This window comes from Bradyrhizobium sp. SPXBL-04 (assembly GCF_051853035.1).
Taxonomy (GTDB): Bacteria; Pseudomonadota; Alphaproteobacteria; order Rhizobiales; family Xanthobacteraceae; genus Bradyrhizobium; species Bradyrhizobium zhanjiangense.
Genome location: NZ_CP182472.1, coordinates 4,063,845 through 4,084,058 on the forward strand (window position 1 = coordinate 4,063,845; position 20,214 = coordinate 4,084,058).

The following is a 20,214-nucleotide window of genomic DNA, read 5'->3' on the forward strand; positions in this document are numbered from 1 at the left end:
CTCAGAGTCCGCGAAACGCCTTCGCGAGGCGATCGCGCGACTCGCGACGCTCATCATCGCGTTGCTCATGCGCGATGCATGCGCGCGGAAAAATACTTGCTGCATAGTGTTTTTCTGCAATCGCATCCGTCGCAAACGCCGACGATGCGCCCACTCTCTGCGATCGCAAGCACACGAGATGCAGTGCGCTTGCGTCGCGCTCGCCAAGCGCACGCGCGTTGCGCCGTCAACACTTCTTTAAGCGAGACGCTGTTTTTTTCTTCGTGTTGGTGTATTCGGGATGAAGTGCATTCGATCCCCGAGTGCACGCAGCGATTAAAGCCATCTCACACATCGGAGGGCAACATGGCCAAGAAAGCGAAGAAGGCGAAGAAGGCGAAGAGCGCAGTGAAGAAGACTGCGAAGAAGACCCGCAAGGTCGCGAAGAAGAAGAAGTAACTTCGCTTCTGAAGTTGCCGGCTCCAGATAGCCGGCACGTCATCAGCGCCTCCTAAAGGTTCTGGTCGACGATAGAGGGTGTCGGCGAGACATCAGGTCAACGGTCGGATCGTTTCTCTTTCGCGGTCCGGCAGAAGAAACGAGTTTTCTTCGTTCGGTGCGGTTCTCCTCAGGGGGCTCCGCAATTTCACAAGCGGCCTTCGGGCCAACGTGGAATCTGGTCCTGACGTGTTCGCCGACGCCCTCGTTCTCTTGAAGCCGGGGCATTGCCGGCATTCCTTTCCCGACATTGCTGATCTGACCGCGACGCGGCCGCGCGCTTGGCTTGCACTGCCTTGGGGCAGGCAAGGGCTGCGGCCTGATTGCACGCTGTTCGCACGCCGCTTCTCCGTTCGCGGTGTCATCGCCCCGCTCGACCGGGCGATCCAATTCTCCGAGACGGCGGTGGTTGAGTAGATCCGCCGCGGCGTACCGCATTCCCCGCCGGAGCCTGTCATCGGGCTCGCCGGAGGCGAGACCCGGTGGCGGGGCATGACAGGGCGGGCGCGGCCACGACGGCGATCCGCTCCGACTAATCGTAACCGCAGGACATCCGCCACCGCGCGCGATGGTTATCGTTCTCCCAAAATCGCAAGGTAAACCGAATCTGACGAATTGCAGAAGTATCTGCAAGTCAGGGACTTTTCGAATTCCCTGCGCAGGCACCGCGCGCTCGCGTTTACGTCTGCTTCATCGCGATACTTAAACTGCCATTCAAATTTGCCCGCCATCATCGCCTCCAACAAGCCGGTAAACGGCAATGGGGATGAGTTGAACAGTGCACGATCCCGGGAAGGGTCATGCACATCAGAGTTGGACGGGAGCCGCGCTCGAGGGAACGAGACGGCATAAGAAAAAGGGGATGCGACATGTTTCAGGGTACCTTCGATCTGGAGACCGCGACGCCGATCGACGCGAGCGCGCTCTCGGATGTGCTGTTCGAGCGCGGCATCTATTGGGCGAGTGGCCGCGCCGGCCTCGTCGATCTCGTTGCCGCGCATAAATGGTTCAACCTCGCCGCGCTGAAGGGCCGCAAGGACGCCGTGGCGCTGCGCCAGGAGGTCGCCGGGCAGATGTCGGACGCCGAGATCTCGGCCGCGCAGCGCGAGGCGAGGGCGTGGGTCTCCGCCCACTGAACTGAGAATCGCATCCGCATCCGTGTTTCCACGGGTGAGCTCGGTTGCGCTGGATCAAATTCCCTCGTCGTGCGGTCCCCTAGATCCGCACGGTATGAGCGACCCCGACCAGAATGGGCCAAACAATGGCCGATGGCTTCCGATTCAGATCGCGCCCGACGACTGCGATCTGGAACTCGGGCGGTTCCACAAGACGGGCATTTTGCCCTGGACTTTTCCATGTCGGCGCAGGTCTGGCGTCTGGTTCAACGTCTGGGCGGGTGAGGCGGTGCTGATATCGCCCTCGCACTGGCGGATCTGGCGATCCAGCCGCTAGACGCGCGCACGCATATATAAGGTCGCGAATCGCAGGAACTCGCCGCGAGGATCCATTCGCGAGGCTTGCGCCGCCGGCCGCTCGTCAGCTTTCAGGTGAAAAGAACCCGCCGCCCTCAATTCTGCCGCTTGCGGCCTGCCGCCGTGTCGGGCATACCCGGCGTATTGGAGACGTGGCCGAGTGGCTGAAGGCGGCGGTTTGCTAAACCGTTATAGGCTTGTAAAGGCCTATCGAGGGTTCGAATCCCTCCGTCTCCGCCAGCCAAGCTGGCCCGGACATAGATACCCCCCGCACCACACATAGAGAGAGCTGACCTGGTCGAGATTTGGCCTCGCGTGTCGGGGCCAAGGCCGTTTCGCCGCCGTCGATAACCGTTGGGCTGAGCGCGATTCGGAGGTGCTTGAGTCCTGTCCGATTCTACGATTCGAGCGCGCCTGGGTCGCCACATCACGGCCCTCCGCTCGCCGCGCCTTAGGTGCGGAATTTTGACGGCAAGCGGAACCTCTCTAAAAACATCAATAAAAACAAAGTGTTGCGAGCCCGCGGCGATCACATCTACGTGTTATTTGTGCAACACCCGTCGGAAAACACGTTTCATAGGCCCGCTTCGGAGCGTTCTTTTGTTGTGTGTGCAAGGACGTTCGGTAATTGTGACTGAGCGACGGAGGGGGGCATCCCAAGGTCGTCCCGTTTAGGTCATTCGCTTAAGTCCCTCGCGTTCATGCGGGTGTGTCCGAAGACGCGAAGGAGCCGAAAGCGGTGATTTAGAGGGGGTTGGGGAATTGGCCGTCCGGTCAGTGACCTTCCCTGAAGAGCAACTTGGAGGTTTAACATGAAGTTGGTTAAGAGCCTTTTGCTCGGCTCAGCGGCGGGTCTGATCGCCGTGGGCGGAGCGCAGGCAGCCGATCTGCCCGTGAAGGCCAAGGCGGTCGAATACGTGAAGATCTGCTCCCTGTACGGTGCAGGATTCTACTACATCCCCGGCACTGACACCTGCATCAAGCTGGGTGGCTACCTGCGCGCCGAAGTCGCGCTGGGCACCAACAGCGTCTACGGCATTGCGAACGGCGCTCCAGCCGGTGCGCACAACCGCCTGAGCAACTACTACACCGCGCGCGCTCGTGAAGATCTCAACATCGACACGCGTACCGCCACCGAATACGGCGTCGTCCGCACCTTCTTCGATGCGACGTTCTCCTGGACCACCGCCGGCTACGTCGGCACCGGCTCGGCCACGGGCACGACCGCCGCTACCTTCACGACGGCTGGTAACACCACCATCAATCCGACGGACGGCGGCACCTCGGGCGGTTCGCTCGGCGTGTACTACGCCTTCATCCAGTTCGCTGGCTTCACGATGGGTAAGGCCGTGTCGCAGTTCGACGCGCCCTGGACCAACTATCCCGGCAACAACATCGACAGCCTCGTCGGCGGCAGCGGCACGGTCACTGGCGTCAACCAGTTCACCTACACCGCTGACTTCGGTCAGGGCGTGACGGCGGCGTTCTCGGCGGAAGACGCTACGGCCTACTATCAGGCCGGCAACCTCAACCTGTTTGGCATCACTGCTGCCGGCGTCGTTGGGGGTTCCTACGGCTCGAACGCCATCGGCGGTTCGCGTTCGCCGAACCTCGTCGGTATGGTCCGTGTCGACCAGGCCTGGGGTCTGTTCCAGGCATCGGTTGCTGCGCATGACAACCACGTTGCCTACTACGGCGCGACCGAGACCACTGGCCACCCCGACGACAAGTGGGGCTGGGCGGTTCAGCTCGCTCTGTCGATCAAGAACATCCCGACCGGTGCGGGTGACACGATCAACATCCAGGGCGTCTACACGGATGGCGCGACCCGCTACAACTTCCAGAACCTCGCGGGTAGCTCGTACGCGATGTACGGCGGTTCGGGCATTGCGTATCAGAGCATCGGCTTCGCCAATGCGCCTGACACTGTGTTCGTCCCCGGTTCCAACCAGGAATCTGTGAAGACCTGGGGCTTCCGTGGTGCGTACACCCATAACTGGGATCCGTACTGGAACACCGCTATCTATGGTGCCTATGCGCATGCATCGTTCGGATCGCTTGCCAAGAACTTCCTTTGCGGTGGTGGCGGCTTCGCCGGCTTCCTCGCAGTGCCAGGCGTTACCTCGTGTAACCCTGATTTCAACATCGGCCAGGTGGGTGTGATCACTCGCTGGACCCCGGTGAAGAACCTGACGTTCTCGGCCGACTTCAACTGGACGCGTCTGGATCAGAAGTATGCCGGCGTGATCGGTGTTACACCGGCTGCTACCGTTGCCAAGCCGACGGCGGTCTATGAGCTGAAGGACCAGGACAGCTTCACGCTGCTGCTCCGCGCTCAGCGCAACTGGTAAGTTTGGTCTAACGACCTGACAGAGAGCCCCGGCGGGAAACCGCCGGGGCTTTTCTTTTGCCGGCTTGCTCTCGCCTCGGGTCATGACGGCCAGAGTTGGCGCCACGCGTTCCGTTGATCGATCATTCGTCGAGACCTGATCGAAGCCGTTGCGAGAGAGGGATTTCCGCGCGGCCCGCATGCCCCGTGCGTGGCGAGGCATGGGCAGGCTGTGGCTGACCGATCCGCCTTGTGCAGAGCGACCCGCCGATCCGGCCTTGCAGCCGGGCGCGCCCGCTGCGTTCAGCTTCAAACAGGCCGACAATGGTGAGCTGGTCGATGTGGCAGTGACCTTTTGCAGACCTCGATCGAGGCCGCCTTCGGAAGAGGCGCCCGAAGGTCGCGTGACTGCGCAGTCCGTCCGTCGGAGACTTAAGGCCCGACGGCATCGCTTGCCACCGATGCTCCCGGCAGCAAATCGGGCGAGGGTGTTGCTATTCCACGCTGCCAGTGCCGCGGCGCAAATCGGCTTCGATCTGCAACCGCGTGCCTCCGCCGAAGCGGGCGCGGTAGACCTGAAGGTTCTCCATGATCCGCTGCACGTAGTTGCGCGTCTCGGAGAAGGGGATCAGCTCGACCCAATCGACTGCGTCGACCTTCGGGTCGCGCGGATCGCCGTAGCGCTCGACCCACTTCCTCACGCTGCCGCGGCCGGCATTGTAGGCGGCAAACGTCATGATGTAGGAGCCGCGATAATCCTCTAGCAGTCCGCCGAGCTCGGCCGAGCCGAGCGTGGCGTTGTAGACCGAATCGTTCTTCAGCCGGGACAGGTCGTAGGTCGCGCCGTGGCGTTTGCAGACGTAACGCGCGGCGTCCGGCGTCACCTGCATCAGCCCATAGGCCTGCGCCGGCGAGACCACCGACGGATTGAACGCGCTCTCCTGCCGCGCGATCGCATAGACGATGCTGCGCTCGACCTGGGGGCCGATCGGCGTGAACTGCGGAATGCCGTTGACGGGGTAGGCGTAGAAGTCGAATGGCAGGCCGCGATTGAGCGCGGCCTTGCCGAGCAGCAGCATGCCGCGCGCGTCGGTGTAGCGCTGGGTGAGCTCGCCGAGGCCGGCAAGCGCTTCGGGATCGCCGTTCTCGCCCATGTCAGCGAGCATGGGCACCGCGAGTTCGCGCTCGTCGAGCTCGTAGAGCAGTTGCGCCGCGCGCACGATCTCCAGCCGTTCGGCGCCGCGTCCGCGCGGCGGGTTGTTGAGCTCGATCTGGGGCAGGCCGAGTTTCGCGCGCGCGAGCTGGCCGTAATAGCTGGTCGACTGCTCGGCGGCGCGGGCATAGGCGTTGCGCGCTTCCTGCTGGCGCCCCATCGCTTCCGCAGCGCGGCCCTGCCAATAGCCGGCGCGCGCCAGCGTGGTCGGGTTGACGCTGCCCACGCCGATACGGGCGAAGTGCTGGGCGGCAGTCGCGGGATCGTTGAGGAAGCGCAGCGCGATCCAGCCCGCGGTGAACTCCTGCTCGGTCTTGTAGATGTCGCGCGAGGGCAGGGCGGCATCGCGCGCGATCAGATAGGCGCTGCGGAATTCCTCGGTGTCGATCATCTTGCGTGCCAGGAGGCGCCGCTCGATCCACCATTCGTCGAGATTGTGGAGCCGGTTCGGATCCTTCGGCGCCGAGAGCATGAGCTGCGCCGCTTCGGCAAACTTCTCCTCACGGCGCAGGAGCTGGATCTTGCTGAAGATGAAGCCGGGATCGCTGTGCAGCTCGCGCGGCACGGCATCGAGCAGCGCGCGCGCATTCGGCGCCTTCTTGACGGCAGCGATGCGAGCCTTGGCGAGCGCGACATAGCCGCCGCCGAGGCGTTTGGCGGCGCGCAACGCGGCTTCGCTCTCGCTGCCGTAGAGCAGGGTGTCCATCCGCGCCTTCTGATCGCCTGCCGTCAGCAGGGCGCCGAACTGGTCGAGCGCGTTGTTCTCGGTGTCCTCCGACATCGGATCGCTGCGCCAGGCCTCGCGCACCAGCCGCTCGGCGTTGGCGCGGTCGCCGCGCGCCAGCATCGCCTTGGCAAGCGTGAAGCGACCCTTGGCGGAGATCGGGGACTCATTCTCGAACCACGACCACGCAACTGAATCGTCACGCCTGTCGTCCCACATCGCAGCCTCGAGCCGGCGGCGCAGGAAGGTCTGCGACGGCCAGCTCGGATTGGCGGACAGGAAGGCGCGGTAGCGCTCCACGGTCGCGCCATTGTCCTCGCTGCGCAGGATGATCCATTCCGCCAGCTTTCGCGCGACGGGATCCGAGATCGAAGCAGCATAATTGGTGGCGTCGCCCGCCTTGCGCTTGCGCACGAGCTCGATGACGTTTTCCAGCGTGTCCTTGTCGGCCTGCGACGTCGACGACGTTGCGGCGACCGCGGCCGGTATGAGCGGCTTGCGCGGCGCTGCATGCTGGCGGGTCGCAGGAGCCAGCACGGGAGCTGCGGACGGTCTGGCGGCGGCCGGGGCGGTGGGTCTGACGGTGGCCGTCGAAGCCGGGGCGGGTGCGGGCTTGGACGGCGCGCCGTTGGCGGTCGGTTTTGATGTTGGCGCGGCGGCCGCTGCCGCAGGCTTGGATGCTGCCGCGGGTTTGGGCTTGTCTTTGGCGGGTTCCTTGCCGGCGCTCTTCCCAGCATCCTTGGCAGATTTCTTCGCGGCATCCTTGGCCGGGGCGCTGGCAGCACCCTTGTTGGCGCCCTTGGCCGTATCCTTTGAAGTCTCCTTGCCGGTTCCCTTGGACGGGTCCTTGGCGGCTGGCTTCGCGGAGTTCTTAGCCTCGCCCGCGGTCGTCTCGTTGGACTTGTCGGACCTGTCATCGGACTTGGCCAAGGCGGCACAACCGACGGACAACCCTGCCATCAGGCATACGACCAGACCGGTGGATCGCCATGCGGCACGAGGAAAGGAGGTCACGGCGTTTCGTCGCCCCGAATCAGTCAAGTGGCCCAAAATCTAGCTGTATTGATTGAATATGCGGACAAAATACCAACAGCCGCTTACCTCGGGCCGATTTGTACCATCACCGCGGCAAAATCGCGGCCTAAACGGTGCGTCACACGGCGGCGGGCCTTTTACCGGCGGGATAGACCCGATATGTATGAGGCTTGCTCAAGAGATCGCCGCGTACGGAGGAAGTCCATGGCAGCCAAGACGAAATTCCGGGGGTCGTTCACCGCCTTGGTCACGCCGTTCAAGAACGGCTCGCTGGACGAGGCGGCGTTCCGCTCGCTGGTCAATTGGCAGATTTCCGAGGGCACCAACGGCCTGGTGCCGGTCGGCACCACCGGCGAGAGCCCGACGCTGAGCCATGACGAACACAAGAAGGTCGTCGAATGGTGCATCGCTGAAGCCAAGGGCCGCGTGCCTATCATCGCGGGTGCCGGCTCCAACTCGACCAAGGAGGCGATCGAGCTCTCTCAGCACGCCGAGAAGGCGGGCGCGGACGCCGTGCTGATCGTGACGCCTTACTACAACAAGCCGACCCAGGAAGGCATGTATCAGCACTTCAAGGCGATCAACGATGCGATCGGCATCCCGATCATTATCTACAACATCCCGCCGCGCTCGGTGATCGACATGTCGGTCGACACCATGAAGCGGCTGTGGGAGCTGAAGAACATCGCCGGCGTCAAGGACGCTACCGCCAGCATGGTCCGCGTGTCGCAGCAGCGCGCGGCGATGGGTGAGGACTTCAACCAGCTCTCCGGCGAGGACGCGACCATCCTCGGCTACATGGCCCATGGCGGCCACGGCTGCATCTCGGTGACCTCGAACGTCGCGCCGCGCCTGTGCGCGGAGTTCCACGTGGCCTGGCAGAAGGGCGACCACGCCACCGCCCTGAAGCTGCACGACAAGCTGATGCCGCTGCACAACAACCTCTTCATCGAGAGCAATCCGGCGCCGATCAAGTACGCGATGTCGCTGCTCGGCAAGCTGGACGAGACGCTGCGGCTGCCGATGGTGCCGGTCTCCGAGCCGACACGCGTGGCCGTGCGCAGCGCAATGGTGCACGCCGGCCTCATCAACTGACGCGTTAGCGTTTGGGGAGCGTTTCATGAGCGTCGAGGAGAAGGGCATGCAGATGCTCAAGGAGTTCCGCGAATTCGCCATGAAGGGCAACGTCGTCGACCTCGCGGTCGCCGTCATCATCGGTGCGGCCTTCGGTGCCATCGTCAATTCGCTGGTCGGCGACGTGATCATGCCGATCATCGGCGCCGCTACCGGCGGGCTCGACTTCTCAAACTACTTCACCCCCTTGTCGAAGGCGGTCACCGCCACCAATTTGGTTGAAGCGAAAAAGCAAGGCGCCGTACTTGCTTGGGGCAACTTCCTCACGCTGACGATCAACTTCATCATCATCGCCTTTGTGCTGTTCCTGGCGATCCGGGTGATGAGCCGACTGAAGAAGGAGCAGGCCGCGCCTGCGGCGCCGCCTAAGCCGTCGGCCGAGGTCGAGCTGCTGACTGAGATCCGTGATCTCCTCAAGAAGTCTTGACGCGCGCGCTTCATCCGAACTGTTAGAATCCGTGCGCATCTTGATCAGGTTTGTCTGCGATGGCCGATAAGAACGAACGTCCGATCAAGGTGATGGCGGAGAATCGCAAGGCCCGCTTCAACTACGCCATCGAGGATACGATCGAGGCGGGCATTGCGCTGACCGGCACCGAGGTCAAGTCGATCCGCAACGGCAAGAGCACGATCGCGGAATCCTACGCCGACTCGAAGAACGGTGAGATCTGGCTGATCAACGCCACCATTCCTGAATATCTCCAGGGCAATCGCTTCAATCACGAGCCCAAACGGCCGCGAAAACTGCTGCTTCACCGCCGGCAGATCAACAAGCTGATGGGCGCGGTCGACCGCGAGGGCATGACGCTGATCCCGCTCAAGCTCTACTTCAACGAACGCGGTCGCGCCAAATTGCAGCTGGCGGTTGCCAAAGGCAAGAAGCTGCACGATAAGCGCGAATCCGAGAAGAAGCGCGACTGGAGCCGCGAGAAGGGCCGCCTGATGCGGGCGAGGGGATAGCAGGATGACCCAGAGGAACCTGCTCGAGGTCGATTGGAGCCGGATTCCCGCGCCTGCCGACGACGGTGGCGCCGCCCATCTGAGGGGCATGACGTTGCCGCCGATCGGCCTGCTCGCGACGGACGATAGGTCAATCACGCTGTCGGCGCTGCGCGGCCGTACCGTCGTGTTTGCCTATCCCCGCACCGGCGAACCCGGCAAGATCGCGCTGGTCGACGATTGGGACATGATCCCGGGCGCGCGCGGCTGCACCCCACAGACTTGCGCGTTCCGAGATCTGTTTGCCGATTTGAAGGCGGCTGGCGCCTCGCACGTGTTCGGTCTCTCGACCCAGAGCAACGACTACCAGATCGAGATGGCCTCGCGGCTACATCTGCCGTTCCCAGTGCTCTCGGACGAGAAGCTGGCGCTGACGCGCGCCCTGAATTTGCCGACGATGGAGGTGGCAGGCCTGACGCTGATCAAGCGGCTCGCGCTGATCATCGACGACGCCAGGATCACGCACGTGTTCTATCCGGTGTTTCCGCCCGACCGGAATGCCGGCGATGTGCTCGACTGGCTGAAGGCCAATCCCGCCAAGGGCTAGATCGCTAGCTAAGGTGGGATGAGTTTTGGTTGAATCGATGCGAGCCGAGGGTTCACCTCTCCCCGTCGGGGAGAGGTGAACCCGGACAACCGACCGGCCCAACTGCACCAAGCTCTAATCGAGATCGGCCTTCACCTTCGCGAACACGGCCCGGAACATGTCGGGCGTCAGCACGCCGGTATTCGTGTTGTAGCGCGAGCAATGGTAGCTGTCGTAGAGCTTGAACGCGCCGGCCTGGTGGACGACGCCATGGCCGAAGGGGGCTTGCGAGCCCTTCAGATTCAGCGGCTTGAGCACGCTGTCGTGCGCAATCCGCCCGAGCGCGACGATCACGCGCAGGTTCGGCATGGTCGCGAGATTCGCCGCAAGGAATTGGCGGCAGGTGGTGATCTCGATCGGGAGCGGCTTGTTCTGCGGCGGCAGGCAATGCACTGCGTTGGCGATCCGGCAATCGATCAGCTTCAGGCCGTCATCGGGGCGCGCCTGATAGGTGCCCTTGGCAAATCCATATTCGACCAGCGTCGCGTAGAGGAGATCACCGGCATAGTCGCCGGTAAAGGGACGGCCGGTGCGGTTGGCTCCCTGCATCCCCGGCGCAAGGCCGACGATCAAGAGGCGCGCCTTGATGTCACCGAAGGGCGCAACCGGCGCATTGTGCCACGATGGCTCGCGCGCGCGGTTGGCCTCGCGAAAGGCGACCAGGCGCGGACAGAGCGGGCAGTCACGGTCGGGAACGACGGTGGAAGGCTGGCGGCTTGACCGGGCCGCCTCACTCCTCGAAGTCGTCATCGCCCCTCGGCGCCATCGTGGTTGCGCGCTGGAGGAATTGCGGAGCGTGGTGGCGTCCCTCGCGCTCGCCGCGGTCGCGCGGGGCGGGGCGTTCGGACGGGTCGCGGCCGAGCTTGGATTGCAGCTCGACGAGGTCAGTGAAGACGTCGGCCTGGCGGCGCAGCTCGTCGGCGATCATCGGCGGCTGGCTGGCGATGGTGGAGACCACGGTGACCCGCACGCCGCGGCGCTGGACGGCCTCGACCAGGGAGCGGAAGTCGCCGTCACCCGAGAACAGCACCATCTGGTCGATATGCTCGGCGAGCTCCATGGCGTCGACGGCAAGCTCGATGTCCATGTTGCCCTTGACCTTGCGGCGGCCGGAGGCGTCGATGAATTCCTTGGTCGCCTTGGTGACGACGGTGTAGCCGTTGTAGTCCAGCCAGTCGATCAGCGGGCGAATCGAGGAGTATTCCTGATCCTCGATGATGGCGGTGTAGTAGAACGCCCGAAGCAGCGTCCCGCGGCTCTGAAACTCCTTCAGCAGGCGCTTGTAATCGATGTCGAAGCCCAGAGTTTTCGCCGTCGCGTAGAGATTGGCCCCGTCGATGAAGAGCGCGATCTTGTTGGTAGGAGAAAGTGACATTCAGTTTGCTCGCGTAGTGCTCGTGATTGATCGTTTATTGTTGGCGCGGCGGCAGCGAGCCGCGCAGGTCTTAAGGCGCCGTCGAAACCCGTCGAAACCGCAAATCCGGAGAAGTCGGGGCAATCAAGGTATAGTTATGGCGGTCCACACGCCCGGCGCTAACTTCGATGGCAGCCCGGCAAATCACCCATTCCGACCCCAATGTGGGGGTACCAGAGCCGTTTGGCGAGGCCAAATCACAAATTGGCCTTGCGAAATCGGCCCGCTCCCTATAACTAGCCCCGATCATCCACATATTTCGTCCCACCCACAACGGAGCGACAGGCCATGGCTCGCGTCACCGTAGAAGATTGTATCGACAAGGTCGACAACCGCTTTGACCTGGTCCTGCTGGCCGCCCACCGTGCCCGCATGATTTCGTCCGGTTCACAACTAACGGTTGACCGCGATAACGACAAGAACCCCGTTGTGTCTTTGCGCGAAATTGCCGAGACGACCATTTCGCCGGAGGACCTCCGCGAGGAGCTGGTGCACTCGCTCCAGAAGTTCGTCGAGGTCGACGAGCCCGAGCCCGATACGGTGCCGCTGATCGGTTCCGCGGGTGCGAGCGTCGATGCGGATGATACTGAGGTCGCCGTCGAACGCATGACCGAAGAGGAGCTCCTGAAGGGCCTCGAAGGCCTCGCGCCGCCCGAGGAGCAGCCGGAGGAGGACGAGTAGATCGTCCCGTCGCAATCATCGACCTCTTGTGATCTTATCAAGGCCCGAACCGTTGTTCGGGCCTTTGCTTTTGTTGGTGTTTTCGTGGTTACCATAGCGTTGTCGGTCCGCGCCGCGCCCTGTCACCGAATTGATCGGACGCGCCCGGGATCAGCGTTAAGATGTATACAACGGGCCGCCTCCGGGTCCGTTTGAAGGCAGGACGGCATGGTGTATCGGCGCTGGAAACCAATGCAGATGCAGGCCGCAACCGAATCGGTTGCCGTGGCCCCGACTGCGCCGGTGCCGCGCCCGGCGAAGCCACGCGCACGCATGATGCGTCAATATGACCTCGTCGAGCGCGTCAGGTCCTACAACCCCAACACCAACGAAGATCTACTCAACCGCGCCTATGTCTATGCGATGAAGGCGCACGGCTCGCAGACCCGCGCCTCGGGCGACCCCTATTTCTCGCACCCACTCGAAGTGGCAGCGATTCTCACCGATCTCAAGCTCGACGACGCCACCATCGTGGCTGCGCTGCTGCACGACACGATCGAGGACACCGAAGCGACGCGGGCCGAGATCGACCAGATCTTCGGGCCCGAGATCGGCGCGCTGGTCGAGGGCCTGACCAAGCTGAAGCGGCTGGAGCTGGTGTCGCGGGAGGCCAAGCAGGCCGAGAACCTGCGCAAATTGTTGCTGGCCATTGCCGACGATGTCCGTGTGCTTCTGGTCAAGCTCGCCGACCGTCTGCACAACATGCGCACGCTGGACTTCGTGCCGACGGAATCGCGCAGGCGCATTGCCGAGGAGACGCTCGACATCTATGCGCCGCTGGCCGGCCGCATGGGCATGCAGGAAATGCGCGAAGAACTGGAGGATTTGTCCTTCCGCACCCTCGATCCTGAGGCCCATTCGGTGGTGATGCAGCGGCTCGACGCGCTCGCCGAGCGCAACCGCAATCTGATCGGCGAGATCGAGGACCAGCTCTCCAACAATCTGCGCCACCGCGGGCTGGGCGCGCGGGTCTATGGCCGCCGCAAGAAACCGTTCTCGATCTGGACCAAGATGGAGCGCAAGTCGGTCGGCTTCGAGCAATTGTCCGACATCTTCGGCTTTCGCCTCGTCGTGAGTGACATCGAAGCCTGCTATCGCGCGCTCGGCATCGTCCACACCACCTGGCCGGTCGTGCCGGGGCGTTTCAAGGACTACATCTCGACGCCGAAGCAGAACGACTACCGCTCGATCCACACCACCGTGATCGGCCCCGGGAACCAGCGCGTCGAGCTCCAGATCCGTACCGAGGCGATGGACCAGATCGCCGAGCGCGGCATCGCCGCGCACGTCTTCTACAAGGAAGGCGTCGGCTCGCCGACTGAGTTCCTCAAGCGCGAGTCCAACGCGTTCGCCTGGCTGCGCCACACCATCGGCATCCTCTCGGAGAGTGCCAATCCCGAGGAATTCCTCGAGCACACCAAGCTCGAGCTGTTCCACGACCAGGTGTTCTGCTTCACCCCGAAGGGCAAGCTGATCGCGCTGCCACGCCATGCCAACGTGATCGACTTCGCCTATGCGGTGCATACCGACGTCGGCAACAGCGCGGTCGGCTGCAAGATCAACGGCAAGTTTGCGCCGCTGTCTTCGGAGCTCCAGAACGGCGACGAGGTCGAGGTGCTGACCTCGGAGGCGCAGTCGGCGCCGCCATCGGCCTGGGAGACGCTCGCGGTCACCGGCAAGGCGCGCGCCGCGATCCGCCGCGCCACGCGCACCGCCGTGCGTGATCAATATGTCGGCCTCGGCCGGCGCATCGTCGAGCGCCTGTTCGAGCGGGCCAAGATCGAATACGCCGACGACAAGCTCAAGGGCGCGCTGCCGCGGCTGGCGCGGACCTCGATCGAGGACGTCATGGCGGCGGTCGGCCGCGGCGAGATCAAGGCCTCCCACGTCGCGCGCGCGATGTATCCCGACTACAAGGAGGAGCGCATCGCGCGCTATGGCGCCAAGAAGGGGCTCGCTGCCAAGCTCAAGGAGAAGTCGTCGGAGTCGCCGCGCAGCCCGGTCGCGATCCCGATCCGCGGCATCAATTCCGACCTGCCGGTGAAGTTCGCGCCGAATGGCGGCGCCGTGCCCGGCGACCGCATCGTCGGTATCGTCACGCCGGGCGAGGGCATCACGATCTACCCGATCCAGGCGCCGGCCCTGAAGGATTTCGAGGAGGAGCCGGAGCGCTGGCTCGACGTGCGCTGGGACATCGAGGATTCCGCGCCGCAGCGCTTCCCGGCCCGCATCAAGGTCGAGAACGTCAATGAGCCCGGCGCGCTGGCACAGATCGCGACGGTGATCGCCGAGCACGACGGCAATATCGACAACATCAGCATGCAGCGCCGCTCACCTGATTTCACGGAGACGACGATCGACCTCGAAGTCTACGATCTGAAGCATTTGAGCGCGATCCTCGCCCAGTTGCGCGCGAAGGCGGTCGTCGCCCGCGTCGAACGTGTTAATGGATAGACGCTTAGCGTCTGCGTCTATCGCCCTGATTTCGTGAGTCCTGCAAATGCCCGCACTTCCGCTCCGCCTCGGCGTCAATGTCGACCATGTCGCAACCCTGCGCAACGCGCGCGGCGGGCGTAATCCCGATCCGGTGCGCGCCGCGCTGCTCGCGATCGAGGCCGGCGCCGATGGCATCACGGCGCATTTGCGCGAGGATCGCCGGCACATCCGCGACGAGGACATGGCGCGGCTGAAGGCCGAGATCTCCAAGCCGCTCAATTTCGAGATGGCGGCGACCGACGACATGATGCGCATCTCGCTCGCCACCAAGCCGCATGCGGTGTGCCTCGTGCCGGAGCGCCGGCAAGAGGTGACGACCGAGGGCGGGTTAGATGTCGTCGGCCAGCACAATGCGCTCGCGCCCTATATCGCGCGGCTCAACGATGCCGGCATCCGGGTGTCGCTGTTCATCGCCGCCGACCCCGCGCAGATCGAGATGGCGGCACAGCTGCGCGCGCCTGTCATTGAGATCCACACCGGCGCCTGGTGCGACGCCGTCGCCGATGGCCACACCGACAAGGCCGAAGCCGAATGGCAGCGGATCGTGGCGGGGGCGAAGCTGGCCAAGGCTGCCGGGCTGGAGGTCCATGCCGGACACGGGCTCGACTATGCGACGGCGGAGACGATCGCGGCCTTGCCGGAGGTCATGGAGCTCAATATCGGCTACTACATGATCGGAGAGGCGCTGTTCGTGGGTCTGGCCGAGACCGTGCGCAGCATGCGCGCGGCGATGGACCGGGGCCGGAGCCGGGCATGATCATCGGCATCGGTTCGGACCTGATCGACATCACCCGCGTCGCCAAGGTGATCGAGCGCCACGGCGAGCGCTTCCTCGACCGCATCTTCACCGTGGCCGAGCGGGCCAAGGCGGAGCGGCGCGCCAAGAACGAGAAGATGGTGGTGGCGACCTACGCCAAGCGCTTTGCCGCCAAAGAGGCCTGCTCCAAGGCGCTCGGCACCGGCATCAGGCGCGGCGTCTGGTGGCGCGACATGGGGGTGGTCAACCTGCCGGGGGGACGGCCGACCATGCAACTGACCGGCGGCGCCTTGGCCCGGCTTCAGGCCCTGACGCCGGAGGGTTTCGAGGCGCGGATCGATGTGTCGATCACCGACGACTGGCCGCTCGCACAGGCCTTCGTCATCATTTCCGCCGTTCCGCCGGCCAAGCCCTGACAGGGATCCAGGAAATCTCATAATTCGTTTGAAATACCAAGGTCTTATGCAGTTTTGATGCGATCCTTGATTGCGTGGTCTTCGACAACGGTCTAAAAGTCCGCCGACGCAAATCAGGCTGGGTGAATTCGGCTTTACGCCGGAATTGGCCCTCACTATCAGAATCAGGACAATCTCCTTGGGCCGCGAACCGATGGGCTGTTCGCGGGAGGAGGGCGCTCTGTGACCGCCGGCCGGAATTGAGAGAGCAATGAGCGTGACTTCGGGAACGAAAACTGAGAGCGGCGTCGGCGAAACGATCCGGGTCGTGATTCACGCTCTGCTGATCGCGCTGGTGATCCGCACGTTCCTGTTCCAGCCGTTCAACATCCCGTCTGGCTCGATGAAGGCGACGCTGCTGGTCGGCGACTATCTGTTCGTCTCGAAATATTCCTACGGCTATAGCCACTATTCGATCCCGTTCTCCCCGCCGCTGTTCTCCGGGCGGATCTGGAGCTCGGACCCGAACCGCGGCGACATCGTCGTGTTTCGCCTGCCCAAGGACGATTCCACCGACTACATCAAGCGCGTGATCGGTCTTCCCGGCGACCGCATCCAGATGCGGGACGGTCTGCTCTACATCAACGACACCCCGGTCGAGCGGCAGCGCATGAGCGAGTTTGTTGGGGAGGATCCGTGCGGCTCCGAAGGCGGCGGCATCTCCCGGGTGAAGCGCTGGAAGGAGACGCTGCCGAACGGCGTGTCCTACGAGACGCTGGACTGCGCCGACAACGGCTACATGGACAACACCAACGTCTACACGGTGCCGCAGGGCCACTTCTTCATGATGGGCGACAACCGCGACAACTCGACCGACAGCCGCTTCCTCGGCCAAGTCGGTTATGTGCCGCAGGAGAATTTGATCGGCCGCGCCCAGATGATCTTCTTCTCCATCGCCGAAGGCGAGCATGCCTGGATGTTCTGGCGCTGGCCGTGGGCGGTGCGCTGGAATCGTTTCTTCAAAATCGTTCGATGAAAGACGAAGCCAAGGACATCGCGACCCCACCGACGGAGGCGCAAGGCGCCCCTGATGGCGAAGCTGCGACCAAAACGCCGGCGAAGAAGAAGCGGACGCGAAGCAGCAAGGCCAAAGGCACTGATGCGAACGCGGCGCTCGAGGCGCGCATCGGCCACAGCTTCACTGATCCGAACCTCCTGATGCAGGCGATCACGCATGTCTCGGCGCTGAAGTCCGGGCGCAAGCGCGGCGACAGCTATCAGCGACTGGAATTCCTCGGCGACCACGTGCTCGGGCTGGTCGTCTCCGACATGCTCTACCACGCCTTCCCGAACGCCGACGAAGGCGAGCTGTCGAAGCGGCTTGCCGAGCTCGTGCGCAAGGAGAGCTGCGCCGACGTCGCAAAATCGCTCGACCTCGTCGACGACATCAAGCTCGGCTCGGTCGGCCCCAGCGCCGACGCCCGTCTGCGCAAGAGCGTGCTCGGGGACATCTGCGAGGCCGTGATCGGCGCGATCTTCCTCGACGGCGGCCATGCGGCGGCAGCCGAGTTCGTCAGGCGCAACTGGACCGAGCGCATGCACAAGCCGCGCCGTCCCTTGCGCGACCCCAAGACCGTGCTCCAGGAATGGGCGCAGGGGAAGGGGCTGCCGACCCCGGTCTACCGCGAGGTCGAGCGCACCGGCCCGCACCACGATCCGCAGTTCCGCGTCGCGGTGGACCTGCCGGGATTGGCCCCGGCCGAAGGCATCGGCGGCAGCAAGCGCGCGGCAGAGAAGGTGGCAGCTTCAGTGATGATCGAACGCGAAGGCGTTGGCGGCGGCAATGACGGCTGAAGCAAGCGGCGAGGCGCCCACCGCGACGCGCTGCGGCTTCGTTGCGCTGATCGGTGCGCCGAATGTCGGCAAGTCCACCCTGGTCAACGCGCTGGTCGGGGCCAAGGTCACGATCGTCTCGCGCAAGGTGCAGACCACGCGCGCGCTGATCCGCGGCATCGTGATCGAGAACAACGCGCAAATCATCCTGGTCGACACGCCCGGCATCTTCCTGCCCAAGCGCCGGCTCGACCGCGCCATGGTCTCGACCGCCTGGAGTGGGGCGCACGACGCCGATCTCGTCTGCGTGCTGCTCGATGCCAAGACGGGTATTGACGAGGAGGCCGAGGCGATCCTCGCCAAGGCGGCCAGCGTCAACCACGAGAAGATTTTGGTGATCAACAAGGTCGATCTGGTCCAGCGAGAGAAGCTACTGGCGCTGGCGCAGGCCGCCAACGAGCGCATGAAGTTCGCGAAGACCTTCATGATTGCGGCAATCTCAGGCGACGGCGTCGACGACATCCGCACGACGTTGGCCGAGATGGTGCCGCCAGGCCCGTTCCTCTATCCCGAGGACCAGATGTCGGACGCGCCGATGCGGCAGCTGGCTGCCGAAATCACGCGCGAAAAAATCTATCAGAAGCTGCACCAGGAATTGCCCTACCAGTCCACGGTCGAGACCGACAAGTGGGAGGAGCGCAAGGACAAGTCGGTGCGCATCGAGCAGACGATCTTCGTCGAGCGTGAAAGCCAGCGCAAGATCGTGCTCGGCAAGGGCGGCGCCACCATCAAGTCGATCGGCGCGGACTCGCGCAAAGAGCTGATGCAGATCTTGGACGTGCCGGTGCATCTGTTCCTGTTCGTCAAGGTGCGCGAGAACTGGGGCGATGATCCCGATCGCTATCGCGAGATGGGGCTGGACTTCCCCAAGGAATAGCCAAGCAAAGATCGGTATCCGATGAGCGTGCCCAGCAACGTCCGGCGCTTCGAAGCGCTGCTCTATGCATCGTTGATGTTGGATGCCCTGTCAGTCGCGGTGCAGGATCGCACGCCCAATGCCGAGATGACCGAGCAGATGATCACGACGGCGACGCTGATCGCCGGCGGCATGATCCTGCTACTGTTCTATTTCGTTTGGCTCGCTGCGCATTGGCGCAAGAACTGGCCGCGCTGGGTGCTCGCGGCAGCCCTCGTGCTGTCGGTGATCTCGCTCGGCCAGATCATCGGCGAGAAGGGCATGCAGCTCGACAGCGCCATCGAGGTCGTCTCCTGCGTGCTGACCACGATGGGACTGTATTTCTCCTTCACCGGGGATGCGCAGGGCTGGTTCAACGCGTGAAGTTTCACGCGGTGCCGTAGAATGGGCGCACGCACCCTTGCGCGCCGTGCCCACCAAGTTTGGCCATGGATCAAAATCGGTGGGCACGCTTCGCTTTGCCCACCCTACGGCCCCTCGAATGGGCTACACTTCCTCCCATGGAATGGACCGACGAAGGCATCGTGCTGGGTGTGCGGCGGCATGGCGAGTCGAGCGCCATCGTCGAGCTGCTGACGCGCGCGCATGGCCGCCATCTCGGTCTCGTCCGCGGCGGCGCCGGCTCGCGGATGCGGCCGCTTTTGCAGCCGGGGAACAGCGTCAGTGCGGTGTGGCGGGCGCGGCTCGACGAGCATCTCGGTACCTATGCGATCGAGGGATTGAAGCTGCGCGCAGCGACGCTGCTGGCATCGTCCTACGGGGTCTACGGCGTCACCCATCTGGCCTCGATTGCGCGGCTGCTGCCCGAGCGCGATCCGCATGAGGCGATCTTTGCGCTGCTCGAACATTCGCTCGACGATTTCGACGATATCGGCGGCGCCGCCGTGCACGTCATTCATTTCGAGCTGGCGATGCTCGCCGAGCTCGGCTTTGGGCTCGCGCTGGAAAATTGTGCGGTGACCGGGGAGACCACGGACCTGATCTATGTCTCGCCCAAATCCGGCGGCGCGGTGTCGCGCGGCGCGGGCGAGCCGTGGCGCGACCGGTTGCTACGCCTGCCGCCATTCCTGCGCCAGGGCGAGGTGCAGACCGATCTCACGGAGCAGGATCTCCTGGACGGTTTTCGGCTCACCGGTCTGTTCCTGCTGCGCCACGTGCTGGAGCCGCGCGGTCAGGGCCATTCCGACGCGCGCGCCGGCTTCATCAACGCCTTGATGCGGCAGCAGGCGAGGGCGGCAATCCCGGCGCCATGATGAAATCGCGTTTCTGCCTTGCCAGCCAGCATAGATTTTCCGGGAACCAAATCAGGCCGGCCGGAATTGGCTCGCGGGTTCCACAATGGGGGACAGCCTAAATGTTGATCAGGGGATTCGCCTTATCCGCGGCGCTGCTCGCGTTTGCGCCTGATGCAATGGCCGGCGAGCCGCAACCTGGCGTATTTCGCCGGGCGTCCTGCACGGTTGTCCGGTACTATGTGGCCAAATATTCTGCTGCGGCCGCAGAGGCATGGGCGCGGTCCCACGGCGCGACCGAGGCCGAAATCGACGCCGCCCGCCGCTGTGTGACCAATGCGCCGCCGGCTCAATCCCCTGGCCAATCCAAGACCCAGCCTGTGACAGCCGGCTGGGCCGGCCAGTAGGCCGCCCCCAGGGAA

General features: G+C 63.9%; 19 protein-coding genes and 1 tRNA gene. 17 read left to right on the plus strand and 3 right to left on the minus strand.

The window, feature by feature from the left end:
* Positions 1-1,346: 1,346 nt before the first annotated feature.
* The 3 genes from ACNJX8_RS19160 to ACNJX8_RS19170 all read left to right on the plus strand — a co-directional run bounded on the left by ACNJX8_RS19160 (position 1,347) and on the right by ACNJX8_RS19170 (position 4,300).
* Positions 1,347-1,613, plus strand: a complete 267-nt coding sequence (locus ACNJX8_RS19160; protein WP_439361684.1) for a hypothetical protein — start codon at positions 1,347-1,349, stop codon at positions 1,611-1,613.
* A 482-nt stretch (positions 1,614-2,095) separates the two neighbouring features.
* Positions 2,096-2,189, plus strand: a tRNA-Ser gene (locus ACNJX8_RS19165).
* Positions 2,190-2,761: 572 nt separating this feature from the next.
* Positions 2,762-4,300, plus strand: coding sequence for a porin (locus ACNJX8_RS19170; protein ID WP_128933333.1), 1,539 nt, complete (start codon positions 2,762-2,764; stop codon positions 4,298-4,300).
* A gap of 472 nt (positions 4,301-4,772) precedes the next feature.
* On the opposite strand, the gene ACNJX8_RS19175 is transcribed toward ACNJX8_RS19170, so the two are convergent.
* Positions 4,773-7,175: a lytic transglycosylase domain-containing protein gene (locus ACNJX8_RS19175; RefSeq protein ID WP_439361685.1), complete on the minus strand. Its 2,403-nt coding sequence runs from the start codon at positions 7,173-7,175 to the stop codon at positions 4,773-4,775.
* A gap of 279 nt (positions 7,176-7,454) precedes the next feature.
* Here ACNJX8_RS19175 and dapA point away from each other — a divergent pair, with 279 nt between their 5' ends.
* The 4 genes from dapA to ACNJX8_RS19195 are packed head-to-tail and all read left to right on the plus strand — an operon-like array spanning position 7,455 to position 9,930.
* Complete coding sequence (dapA, locus tag ACNJX8_RS19180; protein WP_439361686.1) at positions 7,455-8,345, plus strand: 4-hydroxy-tetrahydrodipicolinate synthase; 891 nt, start codon at positions 7,455-7,457, stop codon at positions 8,343-8,345.
* A gap of 52 nt (positions 8,346-8,397) precedes the next feature.
* A complete protein-coding gene (gene mscL, locus ACNJX8_RS19185) occupies positions 8,398-8,811 on the plus strand; it encodes a large conductance mechanosensitive channel protein MscL (RefSeq protein WP_091899100.1) in 414 nt (137 codons plus the stop codon).
* A 59-nt stretch (positions 8,812-8,870) separates the two neighbouring features.
* Positions 8,871-9,344 (plus strand): SsrA-binding protein SmpB, encoded by a 474-nt coding sequence (smpB, locus tag ACNJX8_RS19190; protein WP_024341117.1) that lies wholly within the window; start codon positions 8,871-8,873, stop codon positions 9,342-9,344.
* A 4-nt stretch (positions 9,345-9,348) separates the two neighbouring features.
* Complete coding sequence (locus tag ACNJX8_RS19195) at positions 9,349-9,930, plus strand: peroxiredoxin (protein ID WP_128933336.1); 582 nt, start codon at positions 9,349-9,351, stop codon at positions 9,928-9,930.
* A gap of 114 nt (positions 9,931-10,044) precedes the next feature.
* Here the strand turns inward: ACNJX8_RS19195 and ACNJX8_RS19200 are convergent, their stop codons facing one another.
* Together ACNJX8_RS19200 and ACNJX8_RS19205 are read right to left on the minus strand one after the other, a co-directional pair.
* Positions 10,045-10,719: a uracil-DNA glycosylase gene (locus tag ACNJX8_RS19200; RefSeq protein WP_439361687.1), complete on the minus strand. Its 675-nt coding sequence runs from the start codon at positions 10,717-10,719 to the stop codon at positions 10,045-10,047.
* Complete coding sequence (locus ACNJX8_RS19205) at positions 10,700-11,344, minus strand: LabA-like NYN domain-containing protein (RefSeq protein WP_128933338.1); 645 nt, start codon at positions 11,342-11,344, stop codon at positions 10,700-10,702. Before ACNJX8_RS19205 ends, ACNJX8_RS19200 begins: the two co-directional genes overlap by 20 nt.
* Before the next feature lie 327 nt (positions 11,345-11,671).
* Between ACNJX8_RS19205 and rpoZ the strand changes: the two genes are divergently transcribed.
* From rpoZ to ACNJX8_RS19255, 10 genes are all read left to right on the plus strand, one after another.
* A complete protein-coding gene (gene rpoZ, locus ACNJX8_RS19210; protein ID WP_007603391.1) occupies positions 11,672-12,064 on the plus strand; it encodes a DNA-directed RNA polymerase subunit omega in 393 nt (130 codons plus the stop codon).
* 207 nt (positions 12,065-12,271) lie between these two features.
* On the plus strand, positions 12,272-14,557 hold the full coding sequence (locus ACNJX8_RS19215) for a RelA/SpoT family protein (protein WP_128933339.1): 2,286 nt from the start codon (positions 12,272-12,274) through the stop codon (positions 14,555-14,557).
* Positions 14,558-14,603: 46 nt separating this feature from the next.
* The gene (locus ACNJX8_RS19220; protein ID WP_128933340.1) at positions 14,604-15,356 is read left to right on the plus strand and encodes a pyridoxine 5'-phosphate synthase; all 753 of its coding nucleotides are present in this window, start codon (positions 14,604-14,606) and stop codon (positions 15,354-15,356) included.
* Positions 15,353-15,772: a holo-ACP synthase gene (gene acpS / locus ACNJX8_RS19225; protein ID WP_128933341.1), complete on the plus strand. Its 420-nt coding sequence runs from the start codon at positions 15,353-15,355 to the stop codon at positions 15,770-15,772. The genes ACNJX8_RS19220 and acpS overlap by 4 nt, the downstream gene beginning before the upstream one ends.
* A 250-nt stretch (positions 15,773-16,022) precedes the next feature.
* Positions 16,023-16,787, plus strand: a complete 765-nt coding sequence (gene lepB / locus ACNJX8_RS19230; RefSeq protein WP_091893218.1) for a signal peptidase I — start codon at positions 16,023-16,025, stop codon at positions 16,785-16,787.
* Positions 16,784-17,605, plus strand: coding sequence for a ribonuclease III (rnc, locus tag ACNJX8_RS19235; RefSeq protein ID WP_128933342.1), 822 nt, complete (start codon positions 16,784-16,786; stop codon positions 17,603-17,605). The genes lepB and rnc overlap by 4 nt, the downstream gene beginning before the upstream one ends.
* A complete protein-coding gene (gene era, locus ACNJX8_RS19240) occupies positions 17,595-18,521 on the plus strand; it encodes a GTPase Era (protein WP_128933343.1) in 927 nt (308 codons plus the stop codon). The genes rnc and era overlap by 11 nt, the downstream gene beginning before the upstream one ends.
* Before the next feature lie 21 nt (positions 18,522-18,542).
* Positions 18,543-18,923, plus strand: a complete 381-nt coding sequence (locus ACNJX8_RS19245; protein WP_128933344.1) for a hypothetical protein — start codon at positions 18,543-18,545, stop codon at positions 18,921-18,923.
* A gap of 137 nt (positions 18,924-19,060) precedes the next feature.
* Entirely contained in the window at positions 19,061-19,813 is a 753-nt protein-coding gene (recO, locus tag ACNJX8_RS19250; protein WP_128933345.1) for a DNA repair protein RecO, read from the plus strand.
* Positions 19,814-19,914: 101 nt separating this feature from the next.
* Positions 19,915-20,199, plus strand: a complete 285-nt coding sequence (locus ACNJX8_RS19255) for a hypothetical protein (protein WP_128933346.1) — start codon at positions 19,915-19,917, stop codon at positions 20,197-20,199.
* The last annotated feature ends 15 nt before the right edge of the window (positions 20,200-20,214 follow it).